The organism is Salinicoccus luteus DSM 17002, assembly GCF_000712035.1.
GTDB classification, from domain to species: Bacteria; Bacillota; Bacilli; order Staphylococcales; family Salinicoccaceae; genus Salinicoccus; species Salinicoccus luteus.
This window is the reverse complement of the sequence record NZ_KL544008.1, coordinates 376,459-395,111: the sequence shown is the minus strand read 5'-3', so window position 1 is coordinate 395,111 and position 18,653 is coordinate 376,459. Positions and strand designations below refer to the sequence as shown.

The window sequence follows — 18,653 nt, the reverse complement described above, 5'->3', positions numbered from 1 at the left end:
ATTATGCTTCCTCCCTATAGGCGATTTTCCCGTCCACAATCGTCATGTGGATGTCGGATTCGAGCGCGGTTCCATGAAATGGAGTATTGCGTGCCTTCGAATGGAACTTTTCCTTGTCGAGCACATATTTCTTGTCAAGATTGATGATGGTGATGTCGGCCGACCGGCCTTCGGCGAGCACGCCCATGTCCATTCCAAATGTTTCGGACGGCCTGACCGTCAGCCAGTCGACGAGCTGCTGCAGTGTGAATACACCCGTTTTGACGAGCTTCGTATAAAGCAGCTGGAAGGCATTTTCACTGCCGGTGATGCCGAATGGTGCCGTCTCGATGCCGACCGCCTTGTCGTCTTCTGCATGCGGTGCATGGTCCGTCGCAATCATGTCGATGGTCCCGTCGAGCAGCCCCTCGATCAGTGCCTTACGGTCTTCTGTGCCCCTGAGCGGCGGGTTCATCTTGAAATTCGGATCTTTTTCCACGATGTCATTTTCGTCCAGCACAAGGTGGTGGGGAGTGACTTCTGCAGTGACCCGGATGCCCGCCCGCTTTGCGTCCCGTATGATGCGGACGCTCTCCTTCGTACTTACGTGGCACACGTGATAGTGGCAGCCTGCCGCTTCCGCAAGCAGCACGTCCCGTGCGATATGTACCGATTCCGTCACCGAAGGGATGCCCGGGATGCCGAGCTTTTCACTCGTCTTCCCTTCGTGGATCGCACCCCCGTGGATAAGCGTGTTCTCCTCGGTATGGGCAACGATCGGCATGCCCACCCGGGCGCCTTCCTTCATCGCCTGAAGCATCATATCAGCGCTCTGTACCCCGACGCCGTCATCGGTGAATGCGAATGCACCGGCTGACTTGAGTGCTTCGAAATCGACCAGTTCACGTCCCAGCTGGCGTGTAGTGATGGATGCGTATGGAATGACTTTTACATGTGCCGTATCCCGGATCCTTTTTTGGATATCCGCCATCGTTTCGGCATCATCCGGTACCGGCCGGGTGTTCGGCATCGGGCAGACTGCCGTGAAACCGCCCCGTGCGGCTGCACGGGTGCCCGTTTCGATCGTTTCCTTGTGCTCGCCCCCCGGCTCCCTCAGATGGACATGCACGTCCACGAATCCCGGAGTGATGAGCATGCCGGTACAGTCCACCGTTTCATCGGCTTCCGTGGTGATGTCGTCTGCAATCTCTTCAATCCTGTCGCCATCGACAAGAATGTCCTTCCTGATCTGCCTGTTGTCTTCAAGTACCGTTCCATTTTTCAAAAGCATCTTCATTATTATTCACTCCCAAGGATTTCTTGTAGTACACTCATGCGCATGAATACACCGTTGTTCATCTGTTCGAAGATGACCGAGCGCGGCGCTTCGATCAGCCGGCCGTCTATCTCGACATCACGGTTGACCGGTGCCGGGTGCATGATGATGGCATCCTCCTTCATGCGCTGATACCGTTTCAATGTCATGCCATAGCCGTTATGGTATGCCGTTTTCGTAAAGTCCTTCTCATTTCCATGCCGTTCGTGCTGGACCCGCAGCAGCATGATGACGTCGGCATCTTCGACTACATCGTCGAGGTCGACGTACGGGACTTCAATGCTTTCATCCTGCCAGGCCTCCGGTGCACTGAACCGGACTTCGGCACCGAGCTTCGCCAGTGCCTGCTGGTTGCTCCGCGCCACCCGGCTGTGGGAAATGTCCCCGGCGATGACCACCTTCAGTCCCTCGAACCGGCCGAACCGGTCATAGATGGTCATCAGGTCGAGCAGCGACTGTGTGGGATGCGAGCCGCTGCCGTCCCCACCGTTGATGATCGGGATGCCGAGCCCCTCCATCTCATCATAGTAGGCGGTTACGCCATGGCGGATGACGAGTGCATCGCAGCCGATGGCCTCCATGGTGCGGCACGTGTCATAGAGCGACTCGCCTTTGGTGACGGAGCTGTGGTCGACGTCGAATGGCATCGAGGTAATGCCGAGGTGCTTTTCGGCCATTTCAAAGCTCGCCTTCGTCCGTGTCGACGGTTCAAAGAAGAGGTTGGCCACATATTTCCTTTCGGCAAGCGGCCTGTAGTTTCCCGTCTTCATTTCGAGTGCGCGGCGGATGAGGCGCATGATGTCATCCTTTGACAGGTCGTTCATTGATAGCAGACTATTCATCACGGACAGGAGCCTCCTTCGGTAGAATTGCGTTCAAGAGAATGCCGGCGACTGCTGCGAGTGCCATCCCTTCAAGGTTGAATGGGATGTCGCCGATGGTGAAGTCGAGGTGTGCCTTGCCGATTCCGATGACCAGGATGACTGAAGCGATGACCAGGTTCCTCTTGGAATCCAGGTTCACCTGCTCATCGATGAGCATTCGCAGCCCACTGGAAGCGATGATTCCGAAAAGGAGGATCGATACGCCGCCCATGACGGGGGTCGGAATGCTCTGCACGACTGCTGTGAACTTGCCGATGAAGCCGAGGATGATCGCGAGCACCCCGGCACCGCCGATCACCCAGACGCTGAAGATGCGCGTGATGGCAAGCACTCCGATGTTTTCACCATATGTCGTCGTCGGCGGGCCCCCGATGATGCTCGAGAACATCGTGGATACGCCGTCGCCGATCAGCGAGCGGTGGAGTCCGGGCTTCTTGAAGAAGTTCCGGCCGACGATTTTGTTGATGACCATCTGGTGGCCGATATGCTCACTCACGGTGACGAATACGATCGGCAGCATGACGATCATCAGTCCGACATTCCATGTTGGATCATAGGAAACGAATGGCAGGTGGACATCCGGTGTGACGAACCAGCCCGTCTCGATGATGCCTGTGAAGTCCACGATGCCGACAAGTATGGCGGTGATATATCCGCCGACGATGCCGATCAGGACCGGTATGAGCGACAGGACGCCCCGGAGGAAGATGGAGGCGCAGATGGTGATGATGAGTGTCACTGCAGCGACGAATATGTATAGCATGCTGTAGCCTTCCTGATTGCCGGAATCCGTGTACATCGCCATGTCGACCGCGACCGGCGCAAGTCCGAGCCCGATGACCATGATGACCGGCCCCACGACCACCGGCGGCAGCAGGTTCATCAGCCAGTCGGTACCGAACAGCCGTATGACAAGCCCGATGATGACATAGAGTACACCGCTGAAGAACAGTGCGGTGAGCACCTCTCCCAGGCTGTTCGCGCCCAGGGCGATTGTGATTGGAAGGATGAATGCAAAGCTCGAACCGAGATATGCAGGAATCTGCCCCTTCGTAATGAGTATATAGAGCAGGGTGCCCACCCCGCTCGCTATGAGGGCGGCTGATATCGGCAGTCCCGTAAGGAAGGGAACGAGCACCGTCGCACCGAACATCGCGAACAGATGCTGTGAACTGAGCAGTAGCCACTGGGCGGGTTTTGGCTTTTCGTGGACATCCAGTACCGGCTCCACACTTTTTGTAAAAATTTCTTCTGTCGACTCTTTATCCTGCATGTTCCAATTCCTCCTGCTATTTGCTTAGTGTCACTTCATTCGCGTGATCGTGCTCTTCAAGATATACATTGATCTTCTCGCCCCGTGCGGTCGGGATGTTCTTGCCGACGAAATCCGCCCGTATCGGCAGTTCCCGGTGCCCCCGGTCGACCAGTACTGCGAGGGTGATTTTCGATGGCCGGACCTGGTTCAGTATCGCATCCATTGCAGCCCGGACCGTCCGTCCCGTATACAGTACATCGTCCACGACGATGACATGGCGGTCATCGAGCGGGACATCGATTGCGATGGCCTCCGCCGCCGCTCTGCTGTCCATGGGCCGGTCATCCCTGAACGCAGTGATATCAATGGTGCCGGTCGGGATTCTTACACCGTCGATCTCCTCTACCTTCCTCTGCAGCCTGCGCGCGAGATATTCCCCCCTGGTTTTGACACCGAGGAATACGATGCCCTCCGCCCCTTTATTGCGTTCAAGAATTTCATGCGACATCCGTGTCAACGAACGGCTGATCTGCGCTGCATCAAGAATGACTCTTGGTTCCATATGATTGGCTCCTTTTAAAAGATGATATAAAAAAATACTCATGTCTAAAGACATGAGTATACACGTATCCTAATAAATATGCATCCCGCCCTGTATGGGTGCACCCGTTTATACCATGTCTTTGAAGCCTCACGGGACTTCCCTTAAAGACATTTCATATTCACTTTTCCTTAATATCTTAGACTTAATGGTTTTTAAAGTCAAGCATTATTCCGAAAGTGGCGTCAAAGTTTCTAGGACATCCTCGAACAGATCCGGCAGCGGCGCTGTAAATTCAAGATATTCACCGCTTTTTGGATGGATGAATCCAAGCGTGCCTGCGTGCAGCATCTGCCCCTCTGTTTCGAGCGTCTTCCTCGGTCCGTATTTCGGATCGCCTGCAAGCGGGTATCCGATATATTTCATATGCACACGAATCTGGTGGGTGCGTCCTGTATCCAGTATGCATTCCACCAGGGTGAAGTCCTTGTACCTTTCCAGGACATTGAAGTGGGTCACCGCCTCTTTGCCATCGTCGACGACAGCCATCTCCTGGCGCTCTTTCGGGTTTCTGCCGATCGGTGCTTCAATCGTCCCCTTGTCATGCGGGATGGTGCCATGCACAAGGGCTGTATATTTTCTCGTCACACTTTTTTCCACCAGCTGCTCCACCAGATGCCTGTGCGCCACATCATCTTTGGCCACCATCAGTAGCCCGCTCGTATCCTTGTCGATACGGTGGACGATGCCCGGGCGGAGTTCCCCATTGATGCCGGAAAGGTTGTCCAGCTGATGCATCAGTCCATTCACCAGAGTACCTGACGGATGACCTGCGGCCGGATGGACCACCATGCCCTTTGGTTTGTTGACCACCGCCACTTCATCATCCTCATGGACGATGTCAAGATTGAGATTCTCGGGCACAATGTCCGCTTCGACGAGTTCCCGCACTTCAACAGTGACCACATCATCCTTCTTGACCTTGTAGTTGGGCTTGACCGTTCCACCGTTCACTTTGACCAGTCCATCCCTGATGCGTCCCTGCATATCGCTGCGGGATGTGTCTTCGAGCTGTTCTGCAAGCAGCCTGTCGATCCTCTGGCCACTGTCCATATCACTTACTGTAATTTCATGCATCCTTGTCACCTTTTCCTGTAAAGAAGAATTCCAAAAGCATTAGTATGACGCCAACCGTCAAAGCGCTGTCTGCGACATTAAAAATTGGGAAATCATAAAACACGATCAGCACGTCGATGAAATCGACCACTTCCTGAAATAAAATACGATCTATAAAATTGCCGAGCGAACCTGCCATCAGCATGACGATTGCCAGCTGAAGGAGGAAATTGCCTTTCGCTTCCTTGATATACACATAGACCAGTATGGCCAGCACGACCACCGTCACCACATAGAAGAAGATCATCTGTCCCTGGAACATCCCCCAGGCAGCGCCGCTGTTGCGGTGGGAAGTCAGTTCCAGATACTTCCCGAGTATCGGAATCGACTCCCCCTCCTCCATGAAGCGGACGACCAGGTACTTCGTGAACTGGTCGAGCCCCAGTATGAACAGGCCGACCAAGGCCATCGGAATGAATCTGTACGATTTCATGACATCCTCCTACATCTGGTCGACAACTTCACGACATCTTGGACAGATGTCATCATCGCCACCGTGGATGGATTCAGCCGTAGAATAGTTCCAGCAGCGTTCGCAGCGTGTGCCCTCGGCATGCTCCACCTTCACGCTGATATGATTATACTGCTTTCCGTCCGGCAGTGAATCGACGACTTCGACCTGGGAGACGATGAAGAGCTGCGTCAGTGCACCATTGATCTCGTCATAGCTCATGCCTTCGGGTTCGGTCACTTGGACTTTGGCTTCGAGCGACTTGCCGATGACCTTTTCATTCCTTGCTTCTTCAAGTGCCTTCAGTACGTCATCCCTGACAACCATGAAGTGCTTCCATTTTTCCACCAGTGCAGTGTCGACTTCCGCTTCTTTCGGAAGGTATTCGAGATGGACGCTCTCCTTCTCCACATAAGGCGTATGCTGGTGGATCTCTTCGGCAGTATGCACGAGCACAGGGGCGAGGAGGCGGTTGAGGTCGGTCAGGATCCTGTAGAGTACGGTCTGCATGCTGCGTCTGATATGTGCATCCGCGCTCTCGATATAGAGGATGTCCTTGCCGTAGTCCAGATAGAAGTTCGAAAGGTCCACATTGATGAAGTTCTGGAGCGACTGGTACATGGAAACATAGTCGTAGCGGTCGTAGCAGTCGCGCATCAGATTGACCATCTCATTGAAGCGCTGCATCATGAACTGGTCGACTTCCTTCATGTCCTCATATGCCACAGCATCTTCATTCGGATTGAAGTCCGCCACATTGCCGAGGAGGAACCGGAATGTGTTCCTGACCTTGCGGTAGACTTCGGACACCTGTTTCAGTATATCGTCCGAGATTCTGACGTCCTCTTCAAAGTCCGAGGACATGACCCACAGGCGGATGATATCCGCCCCCATCTGCTTCATGACCTTCTCGGGCAGGATGACGTTGCCGAGGGATTTCGACATCTTCTTCCCTTCCCCGTCCATGACGAAGCCATGGCTGAGCAGTTCCTTGTACGGAGCAACGCCTTTAGTCGCCACACTTGTGATGATGGAGGAGTTGAACCATCCGCGGTACTGGTCGGAACCTTCGAAATAGAGGTCCGCCGGGTATGTCAGATAGTCCCGCGTCGCCAGCACGCCGCGGTGGGTGGAGCCGGAGTCGAACCAGACGTCCATGATATCCATCTCTTTTGTGAATTCACCATTCGGCGAGCCGTCATGTGTATAGCCTTCAGGCAGCAGATCTTTCGCATCCCACTCGAACCAGATGTTGGAGCCGTGCGTCTCGAAAAGCTGTGCCACGTGTTCGATGACATCCGTATCGACGATCTCCTGGCCGTTTTCGGCATAGAAGAATGGCAGCGGCACGCCCCATACACGCTGACGGGAGATGACCCAGTCGCCGCGGTTCTTGATCATGTTGTACATGCGCTTCTGGTTCCAAGGCACCTGGAACTTCGTGTCCATGACCGCCTGCAGGATATCTTCCCTGACATTTTTGATGGAAGCGAACCACTGTGGTGTCGCACGGAAGATGACCGGTGTCTTGGAACGCCAGTCGTGCGGATATGAGTGTGTATAGAAGTTCAGCTTCAGCAGTGCACCGTTTGCTTCCAGGTCCTCTGTGATGACCTTGTTCGCCTCATCATAGAAGAGGCCGGAGTATTTGCCCGCTTCATCAGTGAAGACACCTTTGTCGTCGACGGGGCTCAGTACCTCGAGGTCATACTGCTGGCCGAGGATGAAGTCGTCATCCCCGTGTCCCGGCGCCGTGTGGACACAGCCGGTACCGGCATCCGTCGTTACATGGTCGCCGAGCACGACGAGGCTCGTGCGGTCGAACAGCGGGTGGCGTGCTGTCACATACTCGAGTGACTCCCCTTTGAATTCCTTCGTGCGCGTCACTTTATCCTTGTCGAAATCGACCTCTTCCAGGAAATGGTCGAGCAGATCTTCCGCCACGATATATTCCTTCCCTTCGTAGCCGAACTGCACATAGTTCAGTTCAGGATGCAGGGCAACCGCCTGGTTCGCCGGAATCGTCCAAGGTGTCGTGGTCCAGATGACGAGCTGGACACCTTTGTCCACTGCACCTTTTCCATCTTCGACTTCGAAGCCGACATAGATGGACGGAGAACGCTTGTCCTTGTATTCGAGTTCCGCTTCGGCGAGTGAGGATTCATTGACCGGAGACCAGTAGATCGGCTTCTTGCCTTTGTAGATGAGGCCTTTTTCCACCATATCCTTCAGCACGCGCACCTGTGCCGCCTCGAACTCGGGCTTGTATGTGAGGTATGGATTGTCCCATTCCCCGTCGATGCCCATGCGTTTGAAGCCTTCACGCTGATGGTCGATCTGCGTGTTGGCGAACTCGATGCATTTGTTCCGGAATTCTTCGGTCGTCATGCTCTTGCGGTCGACACCCTTGTTCGTCAGCGCCTGTTCAATCGGCAGGCCGTGCGTATCCCAGCCCGGCACATAAGGTGCATAGTATCCACGCATCTGCTTATTGCGGATGATGATGTCCTTGATGATCTTGTTCAGTGCGTGCCCCATGTGGAGCGCGCCATTGGCATATGGCGGGCCGTCATGCAGTACATACGGCGTGTTGCCTTCGTTCAGTTTCAATTTCTTTTCATAAAGCTTGTCTTCCTGCCACTTCTTCTGCATTTCAGGCTCCTTGTTGATCAGCCCTCCACGCATTTTGAATTTGGTCTTCGGCATGAGCAGTGTATCTTTGTAATCCATTTTTCCTAGCTCCTTCTCCTATATTGGTTGTTGGAATAAAAAACTCCGGATCGTCGTCAACAGGGGCGAAAAAATCCGCGGTACCACCCTAATTGACTCCGGTCCAGAGTCCACTCGATTCAGATATGAAGATAAATCATTAGTGATATCAAGGCCGCCACTGTGTGCCGGAGCTTCCACCCTCCCCCGGTCGCTTGATCTGTAATGACGTCTGCATGTCTAACAATACTATTATTATGCTAAATATCCGCTGATCCGTCAACATGTCATTCGTCCTGTTTCTTCTCCACCGCTTCCAGATCATCCACCCGGTGCTCCTGATTCGTCTCGAAATCCAGCAGATAGTCCCAGTCATCCGACTTCAGGAGATCCAGCTGTGCCTCGACAAGCATCTTGAAGCGTGCCCGGAATATTTTGGACTGCCGTTTCATATCCTCCGTCTGGTTGGCGATATGGCGTGCACGCGCAAGGCCTTCATCGACAACACGCTCGCGCTCCGCTTCAGCCGCACGGATGATCTCTTCGGCCCGTGCCTGTGCGGTGCGCTTTGCCTCGTCCCCTGCACGCTGGGCGGTAAGGATCGCCTCATTGATGCTCGTTTCGACATTCCTGAAGCTGTTCAGGTTCTCTTCCTTCTCATCGAGCATGCCTTCCAGCTGTCTGATCTTCTCATCCCGCCTGTCGATTTCCGCCTGCAGATTTCTAAGATGTGCCCGAACCTCCTGTTCATCGAGACCCCGGTATACTGTCGGAAATTTGCGGTTCACCGCTTCTTCTCTATCCATAATTTTCACCTCAGTTGTGTATTACCCATCCCTGTAGACTCTAACCTCAAGCCGGTACTTGCCCTTCTTCGTCTCCGCAATCAGCTGCGTGACCTTGAAGCGCCCGAAATGGCGGATGGATACCGTATCACCAGTTTCCATTATAAATGATGGATTCACAACAATCGAATGATTGACTTTGACCTTGCCCTTTTCCACACGTGCCTTCGATTTGGCCCGCCCCTCCCTGACCACTTCCGAAATGATGGCATCCAGCCGGAAGGAAGCGACGAGTATCGACATGGGCCTGCCGTCGTCCACCGGTGTGATGAATGATTCATGCGGTACTTCCGTCAGGACGACCGGTGCATTCCTGATGCGTGTCAGCGTCTGGTGGAACAGGGGCGCATAAGGTGCTGCCACGGCAAACTGGATTCGGTCCGCCACTACGATGTCCCCGATGAGGGAGCGGTCGACACCGACATTCATCACGGCACCCAGTATGTTGCGGTGCGTCAGTTTGACGAACTTCTCAGGATATTCCAGTTCAAAGACGGTGATTTCAAAGTCCGGCTCCGATACCTCCAGCATTTCCGGAATGATCATCGCACGCTGCCGCTCCCGCTCTCCCGGTCCCCCGTAGAATTCCACCCTGAGCTCCGGATGGAATCCGGAGAGGCTTGTGACGATCCGCTGTTCCCTCGGGTCCAGGAAATCGAGGAGGACGGGATAATAATCCCGTGCCGCAATTTCAAATTTCCCATTGAGCATTGTAATCTTTTCATGCTCCTCTTTTCTAAAGTGCTGATAGACCTCTTTCAAAACTAGACCTCCTGTTAATGACAATCAGGGCGCCCATCCGGGCAATCGTCGGCAGACAATTGTCCAAAGGAGCGCCCCTTTTCCTGAATATTTAATACAATGAAGTGATGATGGTGTTGAAGATTGCATTCAGACCGCTCAGAAACAGCTGCATGACGATGATCGCAATGATCGGGGAGAGGTCGAGCACGCCGCCGAGCGGAGGAATGATTTTCCTGAATGGTTCGAGTATCGGTTCATAGATTTTCCCGAGGATCTGTCCGAAGGCCGACTCCCTCAGCCCCGGCAGCCAGGAGCTGAGAATGTAGATGATCAGCCCCCAGAAGAATATGGGAAATACGGTATTGATGAAACTTTGGATGAAACTTAGTACTTCTATAATTAATTGATTGTCCAAAATCATTCTCCTTACATTTCTTCAGTTTGGTTTTTATCTTCGCTGATTTCTCCTTCGACACCCACGCTGTTGGGCGTGCACAGGAAGATATCGGCACCCACCTTCTGGATGTCTCCATCCAGGGCATAGACCGTACCACTCAGAAAGTCGACGATGCGCTTTTTCGGTCCGTGGTCCACCTTCGACAGGTTGACCAGTGTCGCCCGGTCATTTTTCAGTTCATCAGCAATATCCTGGGTTTCGGAAAAAACCCTGGGTTCAAACAGACATACTTTCGTATTGCTTGCTTCAGCACTCATCAAAGTCGTCTCCTTTTCCTTCTGAATGGCCTTTTTGTCCTTCTCCTGGCGCTGCCTGGTGGACTGTCTGCGCTCCGTCTGGCGGAAGGATGGTGAAACGGATTCTTTTTTCTGGGGTTTGGACTGCGGTTTGGGCTTGGGCTGTCCTGCTTCCGCAGATGGGTCCTGGTTCCCTGCCCGCCCTTTTTTGGACTGCTCCAGGCTCGTCACCTTAGCACTGCTGCCGACCGATTTCGATTCCTTCTGCTCCTTTGCCGGTGCGTCCTCTTCATATTCTACGATGAAGATATCTTTGAAAAACTTTTTGATGGCCATGGTTTTCACCTGCTTCCCATTAATTTGCTGCCAATACGGACATATGAGGCACCGTGTCGGATAGCAATGCCATAGTCGTTGCTCATCCCCATGCTCAGGTCTTCCACCTGGATATTCCCGTGGTTGTCCGCCTTGAGTGAATCCCTGAGGGCGGCGAGACGTTCGAATACTGCACTGATTTCGGATTCATCTTCCGTATGCGGTGCCATGGTCATCAGCCCGATGATCTGGACTCTGCTGTAGGATTCCATAGCTTCCAGAAAGTCGGGGACCTCCTCCGGTGACAGCCCATGCTTGGATGCTTCGCCTGATACGTTGACCTGTACAAAGCATTTTACAGCACGTTCACTGTATTGTTCAATTTTTTTGGCGACACTTTCACGATCAAGGGAATGGAGGTAGTGCAGATGGCCGGCGATATCCTTCACCTTGCGCGACTGCAGCGTACCGATGAAATGGACTTCCGCATCCTCGGGGAGTGCCTCCCGCTTTTCAAGGAAGCCTTCCACGCGGTTCTCGCCAAAATGCCGGACTCCTGCATCATATGCTTCACGTGCTTCGTCTATGGAGTGGTATTTCGTCACCGCAATCAATGTTGCAGCATCACCGATCTCCTTTTTCAGCTGTTCATAGTTTTCCTTTATCATTATCTTTCTTCCTCCCGATAAATGCAAGTGCACGACCGGTCTCACCCTTCTCCAGACGGTAGGAGAAGAAACGGTCCAGATCCTCTGTGCCAAGCTCTGATACATGGATATGGCTCCCGTCCACACCCGCCTTCAGTGCCTGGTATCGGTTTATTTCCTTCAGGTCAAGGTCGAATCCTGCATCGTGGGTCCGCACCGCTCCGTCAGGCAGACCGGCCTCCTCGAGCGCCCGGATGATACGCGCATCCACAGTATAGCATGACCCATTTATGGCCACTCCAATTACAACCGTGAGATCTTTCGGATCCCCTTCATAGCGCTCGACCATCCTTTTGATGATTCCGTGTGATGTGCCGCGCCAACCGGCATGGACAAGCGCAGTGAAATCATTCTTCCTGCTCCATATATGGATGGGTACACAATCTGCATAGTTCATGGCAAGCATGATCCCTGGTTCATATGTATACAGACCATCCACATCATAAAGCCGGTCGGACAGCTTTCTGACATTCGTACCTGCATCCAAAAGCGTCACTTCTTCTATGTTGCCCCCATGCTTCTGGATCGGCATCACCCAGCGTTCCGGCGGGAAGCCGACCGCCTCGCCCAGACAATCCTGATGATGCTGGACATTCGATGCATCATCACCGATATAGAGGGCCATGTTGAAGCTGTCGGATGGATAGCTGCTCCTTCCACCAGTCCTCTTGGTGTAGCCGAACAGGACATCTTCTGACTGATTGCCTACATGATGCTTGTGGTCTATAAACTTCATTGGTTACACCTCAAAAAATAAGTCAGAAAGGCGTGCCCTTCTGACTTATACCTTATTTCTATCGTCTGCGTCTTGAACGGTTCCGCAGGAACGTAGGCACTTCATAATCATCATCCTGTGAACTGCTCTCCCTCGGTTCCGCTTCGCGTTCAGGCGCGCTTTCCCTTGAGGAGGTCGGATATGTGAAGGTGTCCTTCTTCTCTTCCCTTTCAGGTGTACGGTTCACCGACTTTTCATTGAAGCCGGTAGCGATGACTGTAACGACGATTTCGTCTTCCAGTTCCGGATTGATGACCGTACCGAAGATCATATTGACATCTTCATCCGCTGCATCCTGGACGACATCCGCTGCTTCCTGTGCTTCGAACAGCGACAGTGACTCGCTGCCTGTAATATTCATCAGGACACCCTGTGCGCCCACGATGGATGTTTCGAGGAGTGGACTCGATATTGCCTTCTTGGCTGCTTCGATGGCACGGTTCTCACCACTGGAGACACCGATGCCCATGAGTGCTGATCCCTGGTTGGTCATGATCGTCTTGACGTCTGCGAAGTCAAGGTTCACTTCACCGCTGACGGCGATGAGGTCGGAAATGCCCTGAACCCCTTGTCTCAACACATTATCCGCTTCCTTGAACGCTTCCATCATCGGCGTGGATTTATCCACGATATCCAGTAGACGGTCGTTCGGGATGACGATGAGTGTATCGACCGCCGCCTTCATTGCGTCGACCCCTGCAGAAGCCTGGGTCTGGCGTTTTCTGCCTTCAAAGGAGAATGGACGTGTAACGACACCTACAGTCAGCGCGCCCATCTCTTTGGCAATCTTGGCTACTACCGGTGCTGCACCGGTACCTGTACCGCCGCCCATTCCTGCAGTGACGAAGACCATGTCGGCGCCCTGAATGGCATCTTCAATCTGTTCCCTGGATTCTTCGGCAGCCTTTTTCCCGATGTCCGGGTTGGCCCCAGCACCGAGACCGCGTGTCAGTTTCTCACCGACCTGGATCTTGGATTCTGCTTTTGACAGGTTCAAGGCCTGTCCGTCCGTATTGATTGCGATGAACTCCACGTTCTGCATGCCGTCGTCAATCATCCGATTGACTGCGTTGTTGCCGCCGCCACCGACGCCGACAACTTTTAGTGTCGCCATATGGTTAAACCCTTGCTCGAATTCTAACATTTCTCATTTCCTCCCAGTCATTCATCTTACTCAAACAAATTTTTAAAGAGCTTCTTCATATATCCACGGTAGTCTTTCTGTTCACCTTGACGTGCCTCTTCAGAGCGTCGGGTGACTGTTTCATCCGAGCGCTCTTCATCATATGCGTAGTCGGAATACTCTTCTTCACCCGGGTTCCCCTCGCGGGATCCCTCAGGTGGATACTTGTATGTCTCCCCTGATTCCAGCTGGCGGGTATTCTGCTCCTTGCGTTTGTTGAAAAGACCTGTGAAGAAGCTTCCTGATGCCTCTTCATCGCTTGTATCTACAGTATTTTTCGACTCCGTATCATAATTATCAATTGTAACATACTCAAGGAGTTCATCAAACATAATTCCACTGGATACTGTGGAAATGACACTTGAGAATTCCGGCTTGCGTGCACCCATTTGGTTTGGAATATGGACCCTGATCTTTTCGGAGACGAGATCCTGGAGGAGTTCTTTCACCCCGAGGAGGTTGGCTGTGCCCCCTGTGACGACAAACCCGCCATTGACCTTCGTGATGCGCTGCTCCTGCAATGCTTCGAAGACGGTCATGAACATTTCTTCCAGTCTCATTTCGATGATGTCCGCAAGATCTTTTGGAGTCACTTCAATATCCGGCTCCCCGTCCCTTTGCGGAAGCCTGACGATATCCTCCGATGACGCGAGGTCGTAGAAGGCATGCCCGTACTGCTGCTTCGCTTTTTCAGCTGATTCGAAAGTCGTGTTGAATGCTTCCGAAAGGTCATTTGTAATGTGGTTACCCCCGACTGGAATGCTGTGTGCATACTTCAGTGTGCCACGTTCATAATAGCCGAACTGTGTCAGGTCTGCACCGATGTCGATGACCACGCCGCCCAACTCAACTTCTGATTCACTCAGTACATGCTGATAGTTGACCGCATCGGAATAGACATCGAGCACGGTCAGGCCAGCATCTTCAACACATTTGACTGCATTCATCAGGATCGTCCTGTTCATCAGGATGATCCCGGCCCTGACGAACAGCGACTGTGTTGCCATCATTTCCTTCGGATCCATTACTTCATGCAGGTCATCCACCTTGAAGTGGACAGGGTAGACAGTGATAACTTCCCTATCGCTGTGGACTTCCCGCTCCCTGAGCGTTTCAAGAAGGTCTTCGATGTGGGTACCATTGATTTCAGTGGAATTGCCGCCGAAGCGCAGTTCCTCTTCTCCGAATTTGAATTCAGTTTCAGTAATAGGCATTTTTAAAAAGACTTCATCGATGTCTACACCGGATGAGATCTTTGCTTTTTTAACCGTATCTATAATTGCATTTCTCGCCAGATCAAAATCTTTTATTTTCCCTTTGGATATCGCATCCGTGAAGGTCTGGCCCGTGCCAATGATGTTGACACCATCATGGAATTTCTCACCAACGACCGCCTTTACACTCGCGGAACCGATATCCAGGGCGACATAATAATGTTCCTTCAACTCATTTGCCTCCTAGCAAGCCTGTTTCAGCTATCTCTATCATATAGTTTACATTATACTTTTTATATTGTGAACTATTTACGCTGAATAGTCCAGTATAAAAACAGACGGGGAATCATTCTTCCCCGTCCTCATCCTTCCCGATATTTGAAAGGCCATCCTTAACATTGGCGAGTGCCTGATTCACGTCTTCGATGTATTGCGCCTGCACCGGGGCCTCATAGATGCCCGCCTTCACTTCTACAGCTTCCTCGCTGCCATATGGCAGGAAACTGCTGCCGATTTCAAGGTCGATGATTCCGGCTTCCGGATCCCCGATTTCTTCACGCATGCTCAAATAATAATTCATCTTTTCGTTGATGGTCCTGTAGTCGGCGACAATCTCCTGGCCGTCATTCATGAACATATGGATGCGTGTTGATGAATTCTCTGACGGCCGGTAGTAGATTTCTGAAATGCTCTCCCGTATATCCGTCTCTATTTCATTAAGGCTTTCCACCATCTGGTCGAATTCACGACCCTCAAAATAGTGGAGGATGGGCGCCGAATCCGGTGAAGATGGATAGCCGCGGAGCACCTGGGCATTTTCCAGTACCGGATAGTAGTCGGTATCGTTGGCCACATAGCCAACCGCGCGGTATTCCGTCACGGCAACATTGATGGTGTTCCACCATTCGCGGTCTATTTCCACCTCTTCAACAGCGGGCAGCATGCCGACATTCTCCTTTGCCCGGGACAAATCTGCGCTGAACATCTTGTCACCCGTGCCGAACTGCAGTCGTTCCTCGAGTTCCTCATCACTGATCAGTTCATTGCCGCTGATATTTATATTCTTTACATCACTGGCACTGCTGAATACATACCACACCAGCATGCTGACAGAAAGGAGCAGGGTCAGCAGCAGCATCAGATAGAAGTGTGCCCGGGTGAACTTTGGCCGGGGCCGCTTCTTTTTCTGTTTCCGGGTCTTTTCCTTGCCCCGATTCTTCGGGGAGAACGTTTCTATCTCCGTGTCGTCCACATCGCCCCTATCCTTCGGGGAGAACGTTTCTATCTCCGTTTCGTCCACATCGTGATGCGAAGCGTGAAGGGGGCGGCGGTCGGCCGTCTTTTTCTGATGGAAGGTGGTGACCTCCTCCGCTTCATTCCCTGTGCGTCCTTCCCTGGATTCTTCTTCCTCCCTTTCTGGAGGAGAATCGCCGCCAAGCCGGGTGTCCAACCGCCCCTGGGCCGGCCCCTTTGAACGCTTCAGCTTCTGTTTCATCTCTTCTACATCCGGTCGCTCAGTCATCAGCCCATCCCCTTCCATCATTTTTCGAGTGTACTGAATCCTTCTTTGAAATGGTCGCCCCTGGCTTCATAGTCCTTGTACTGGTCCCAGCTGGCACAGGCCGGCGAGAACAGGACCACATCCCCAGGTTTCGCATACTGTGCCGCCTTGATCACCGCGTCATGGGGGTGTTCTGCCAATACGGCCGCTTTACCGGTCTTCTCTGCAAGGTGCTGGAACTTGTCCTTCGTCTCACCGAACGTGATGATCATGGCAACGCTGTCCACGAAGGGGATGAGCCCGTCCAGGGACTGGCCCCGGTCCAGGCCGCCTGCAATCCAGATGACCGGAGACTGGAAGCTTTCCAGTGCGAATGTCGTTGCCAGATTGTTTGTCGCCTTCGAGTCATTGTAGTATGCTGCGCCTTTGTGCTCGCCCAGATATTCCATGCGGTGGGGGATGCTGCCGAAATGCAGCAGGGTCTCCCGGATACCCGCGTCACTGGCACCATGGTTCTTGGCTGCAAGGATGGCTGCCAATATATTTTCGTGGTTGTGCGCACCCTGCAGCTTCACTTCGTCCAGAGAAATCAGTGGTGTACCCTTATGTACGACCATGCCATCTTTGATGCACGCATCGTAATCGCCCTCCGCTGCAAAATATTCCACCGACAGTCCGGAGTGCTCCGCCAGCATTTCCTTCTGTCTGCCATTGAAGATGACGGTCTGCGATGCGTCCATATTTGAAACGAGGTTCATTTTCGCCTGCACATAGGCTTCCCTGGATCCGTGATAGTCGATATGTGCTTCATAGATGTTCGTGAACACTGCAGTATCCGGACGGAAATCCTTTATCCCCATCAGCTGGAATGATGAGAGTTCCATGACCAGGATATCCTCCCTGGTCGCCTCCCTCACCGCCTCTGAAGCAGGGTAGCCGATGTTTCCGCATAATATGGGCGAAAGTCCGGAGCGTTCGAGCATTTCGCCGATCAGATGCGTCACCGTCGTCTTTCCATTGGTTCCGGTGATTCCGATGATCGGGGCCGGGGACATATGGTATGCAAGCTCCACATCGGTAATGATCGGAATGCCCCGTTCGGCCGCTGTTTCAAGGAATGGAATCGTATAGGGGATGCCGGGATTTTTGACGATCAGTCCGGCATCATTCAGGAGACTCGTCGGATGATGACCGTCCACAATTTCGACGCCCCATCCTTTGAGTGTCTGCCGGATCTTTTCATCGGCGATGATTTCATTTGTAGTCAGTGTGATGTTGGCACCAAGGGATACGAGGGCGGATACTGCACTCCGTCCACTCCGCCCATAGCCCAGAACGATCACATTCTTATTTTCAAACTGCGCTTTTTCCATCTATAACGCCCCCAATAATACACCGATGGCACCTGCAATGGCGCCCACCGTCCAGAATACGATGACGATCTTCCATTCGTGCCAGCCACTGAGTTCAAAATGGTGGTGGATCGGCGTCATCTTGAATATTCTCCTGCCCGTCAGCTTGTATGAAGCCACCTGCATCATCACAGAAGCCGTCTCTATGACGAAGACGATTCCGATCAGGAGCAGCAGCAGGCTTTCATTGAGCATGATCGAGACTGTTGCGATGATGCCTCCCAGCGCAAGCGACCCTGTATCGCCCATGAAAAGCTTCGCCGGGTATTTGTTGTAGACCAGGAATCCTGCCAGCGCACCGATCAGAATCATCAGGAAAAGGACGATCTCCATTTCCCCACGCATCCATGCGATGATGAGAAAGCTTGAAAATGCAATGATGGACAGCCCGGTAGCCAGACCGTCAAGTCCATCCGTAAGGTTCACCGCATTTGAGAAGCCGACCTGCCAGAAGACGATCCACAGGACAAACAGCACACCGAGCGGAATATCGAAATCCGTTCCGGGTATATGGATGCCCGTGGCAATATCCGGAATCGCCCGGGTCATGATGAAGTAGACGATGATCGAAACCACAATCTGGGCCAGGAACTTCTGTTTGGAAGACAGCCCCTTATTGTCTTTTTTCACGACGATGATATAGTCGTCTATAAAGCCGATCAGACCGAACCCTACAGTGACGATCACCAGGACCAGCATCTTGTAGGCATCATCGACCAGCGGTACGGCGATGATCGACAGCACAATCGCCGGGATGAGGTAGGTCAGCCCCCCCATCGTCGGTGTGCCCGTCTTCACCTGGTGGCTCTGTGGCCCTTCGACCCTGATGGACTGCCCAAACTTCATCTGCTTCAACAGGGGAATTGTCAACGGCACCAGAATGGCCGTGATGATAAATGCGATAAATAGAAATAAGTAGTTCATTGTGTCCTC

Annotated in this window: 18 protein-coding genes; all 18 read right to left on the bottom strand. The window is 52.8% G+C overall.

The window, feature by feature from the left end; all coding sequences use genetic code 11:
* Position 1: 1 nt before the first annotated feature.
* A complete protein-coding gene (locus tag BO53_RS0111840; RefSeq protein WP_031548460.1) occupies positions 2 to 1,276 on the bottom strand; it encodes a dihydroorotase in 1,275 nt (424 codons plus the stop codon).
* A gap of 2 nt (positions 1,277 to 1,278) precedes the next feature.
* Positions 1,279 to 2,157 (bottom strand): aspartate carbamoyltransferase catalytic subunit, encoded by an 879-nt coding sequence (locus BO53_RS0111835; RefSeq protein WP_031548458.1) that lies wholly within the window; start codon positions 2,155 to 2,157, stop codon positions 1,279 to 1,281.
* A complete protein-coding gene (locus BO53_RS0111830) occupies positions 2,150 to 3,472 on the bottom strand; it encodes a uracil-xanthine permease family protein (protein ID WP_031548455.1) in 1,323 nt (440 codons plus the stop codon). Before BO53_RS0111830 ends, BO53_RS0111835 begins: the two co-directional genes overlap by 8 nt.
* A gap of 16 nt (positions 3,473 to 3,488) precedes the next feature.
* Positions 3,489 to 4,016, bottom strand: coding sequence for a bifunctional pyr operon transcriptional regulator/uracil phosphoribosyltransferase PyrR (pyrR, locus tag BO53_RS0111825; protein WP_031548453.1), 528 nt, complete (start codon positions 4,014 to 4,016; stop codon positions 3,489 to 3,491).
* A 207-nt stretch (positions 4,017 to 4,223) separates the two neighbouring features.
* Positions 4,224 to 5,132: an RluA family pseudouridine synthase gene (locus BO53_RS0111820; RefSeq protein WP_031548451.1), complete on the bottom strand. Its 909-nt coding sequence runs from the start codon at positions 5,130 to 5,132 to the stop codon at positions 4,224 to 4,226.
* Positions 5,125 to 5,604 carry a signal peptidase II gene (lspA, locus tag BO53_RS0111815; protein WP_031548450.1) on the bottom strand — a complete coding sequence of 160 codons (480 nt, stop codon included), beginning with the start codon at positions 5,602 to 5,604 and terminating at the stop codon, positions 5,125 to 5,127. The genes BO53_RS0111820 and lspA overlap by 8 nt, the downstream gene beginning before the upstream one ends.
* A gap of 9 nt (positions 5,605 to 5,613) precedes the next feature.
* Positions 5,614 to 8,352 (bottom strand): isoleucine--tRNA ligase, encoded by a 2,739-nt coding sequence (gene ileS, locus BO53_RS0111810; RefSeq protein WP_031548448.1) that lies wholly within the window; start codon positions 8,350 to 8,352, stop codon positions 5,614 to 5,616.
* A 266-nt stretch (positions 8,353 to 8,618) separates the two neighbouring features.
* A complete protein-coding gene (locus BO53_RS0111805; RefSeq protein WP_031548446.1) occupies positions 8,619 to 9,137 on the bottom strand; it encodes a DivIVA domain-containing protein in 519 nt (172 codons plus the stop codon).
* A 21-nt stretch (positions 9,138 to 9,158) separates the two neighbouring features.
* Positions 9,159 to 9,938, bottom strand: coding sequence for a YlmH family RNA-binding protein (locus BO53_RS0111800; protein ID WP_051683112.1), 780 nt, complete (start codon positions 9,936 to 9,938; stop codon positions 9,159 to 9,161).
* Between the two features lie 91 nt (positions 9,939 to 10,029).
* A complete protein-coding gene (locus BO53_RS0111795) occupies positions 10,030 to 10,335 on the bottom strand; it encodes a YggT family protein (protein WP_084185041.1) in 306 nt (101 codons plus the stop codon).
* Between the two features lie 11 nt (positions 10,336 to 10,346).
* Positions 10,347 to 10,949, bottom strand: coding sequence for a cell division protein SepF (locus tag BO53_RS0111790; protein WP_031548440.1), 603 nt, complete (start codon positions 10,947 to 10,949; stop codon positions 10,347 to 10,349).
* 5 nt (positions 10,950 to 10,954) lie between these two features.
* Positions 10,955 to 11,596, bottom strand: a complete 642-nt coding sequence (locus tag BO53_RS0111785) for a YggS family pyridoxal phosphate-dependent enzyme (protein WP_156956146.1) — start codon at positions 11,594 to 11,596, stop codon at positions 10,955 to 10,957.
* Positions 11,577 to 12,371 (bottom strand): purine nucleoside phosphorylase YfiH/LACC1 family protein, encoded by a 795-nt coding sequence (locus BO53_RS0111780; RefSeq protein ID WP_031548436.1) that lies wholly within the window; start codon positions 12,369 to 12,371, stop codon positions 11,577 to 11,579. Before BO53_RS0111780 ends, BO53_RS0111785 begins: the two co-directional genes overlap by 20 nt.
* Positions 12,372 to 12,429: 58 nt before the next feature.
* Entirely contained in the window at positions 12,430 to 13,554 is a 1,125-nt protein-coding gene (gene ftsZ, locus BO53_RS0111775; RefSeq protein WP_031548434.1) for a cell division protein FtsZ, read from the bottom strand.
* A 26-nt stretch (positions 13,555 to 13,580) separates the two neighbouring features.
* A complete protein-coding gene (gene ftsA, locus BO53_RS0111770; protein WP_031548432.1) occupies positions 13,581 to 15,038 on the bottom strand; it encodes a cell division protein FtsA in 1,458 nt (485 codons plus the stop codon).
* Between the two features lie 115 nt (positions 15,039 to 15,153).
* Complete coding sequence (locus tag BO53_RS0111765; protein WP_031548430.1) at positions 15,154 to 16,329, bottom strand: cell division protein FtsQ/DivIB; 1,176 nt, start codon at positions 16,327 to 16,329, stop codon at positions 15,154 to 15,156.
* 17 nt (positions 16,330 to 16,346) lie between these two features.
* Complete coding sequence (murD, locus tag BO53_RS0111760; RefSeq protein ID WP_031548428.1) at positions 16,347 to 17,681, bottom strand: UDP-N-acetylmuramoyl-L-alanine--D-glutamate ligase; 1,335 nt, start codon at positions 17,679 to 17,681, stop codon at positions 16,347 to 16,349.
* On the bottom strand, positions 17,682 to 18,644 hold the full coding sequence (mraY, locus tag BO53_RS0111755; protein ID WP_031548427.1) for a phospho-N-acetylmuramoyl-pentapeptide-transferase: 963 nt from the start codon (positions 18,642 to 18,644) through the stop codon (positions 17,682 to 17,684).
* Positions 18,645 to 18,653: the final 9 nt, after the last annotated feature.

Excerpts from the sequence above, each read along its gene's own strand:
- BO53_RS0111765 (WP_031548430.1), bottom strand. The coding sequence starts at position 16,329 with ATGACTGAGCGACCGGATGTAGAAGAGATGAAACAGAAGCTGAAGCGT.
- BO53_RS0111790 (WP_031548440.1), bottom strand. The coding sequence starts at position 10,949 with ATGGCCATCAAAAAGTTTTTCAAAGATATCTTCATCGTAGAATATGAA.
- BO53_RS0111805 (WP_031548446.1), bottom strand. The coding sequence starts at position 9,137 with ATGGATAGAGAAGAAGCGGTGAACCGCAAATTTCCGACAGTATACCGG.
- mraY (WP_031548427.1), bottom strand. The coding sequence starts at position 18,644 with ATGAACTACTTATTTCTATTTATCGCATTTATCATCACGGCCATTCTG.
- BO53_RS0111840 (WP_031548460.1), bottom strand. The coding sequence starts at position 1,276 with ATGAAGATGCTTTTGAAAAATGGAACGGTACTTGAAGACAACAGGCAG.
- ileS (WP_031548448.1), bottom strand. The coding sequence starts at position 8,352 with ATGGATTACAAAGATACACTGCTCATGCCGAAGACCAAATTCAAAATG.
- ftsZ (WP_031548434.1), bottom strand. The coding sequence starts at position 13,554 with ATGTTAGAATTCGAGCAAGGGTTTAACCATATGGCGACACTAAAAGTT.
- BO53_RS0111830 (WP_031548455.1), bottom strand. The coding sequence starts at position 3,472 with ATGCAGGATAAAGAGTCGACAGAAGAAATTTTTACAAAAAGTGTGGAG.
- BO53_RS0111835 (WP_031548458.1), bottom strand. The coding sequence starts at position 2,157 with ATGAATAGTCTGCTATCAATGAACGACCTGTCAAAGGATGACATCATG.
- murD (WP_031548428.1), bottom strand. The coding sequence starts at position 17,681 with ATGGAAAAAGCGCAGTTTGAAAATAAGAATGTGATCGTTCTGGGCTAT.
- BO53_RS0111785 (WP_156956146.1), bottom strand. The coding sequence starts at position 11,596 with ATGATAAAGGAAAACTATGAACAGCTGAAAAAGGAGATCGGTGATGCT.
- pyrR (WP_031548453.1), bottom strand. The coding sequence starts at position 4,016 with ATGGAACCAAGAGTCATTCTTGATGCAGCGCAGATCAGCCGTTCGTTG.
- BO53_RS0111820 (WP_031548451.1), bottom strand. The coding sequence starts at position 5,132 with ATGCATGAAATTACAGTAAGTGATATGGACAGTGGCCAGAGGATCGAC.
- BO53_RS0111780 (WP_031548436.1), bottom strand. The coding sequence starts at position 12,371 with ATGAAGTTTATAGACCACAAGCATCATGTAGGCAATCAGTCAGAAGAT.
- lspA (WP_031548450.1), bottom strand. The coding sequence starts at position 5,604 with ATGAAATCGTACAGATTCATTCCGATGGCCTTGGTCGGCCTGTTCATA.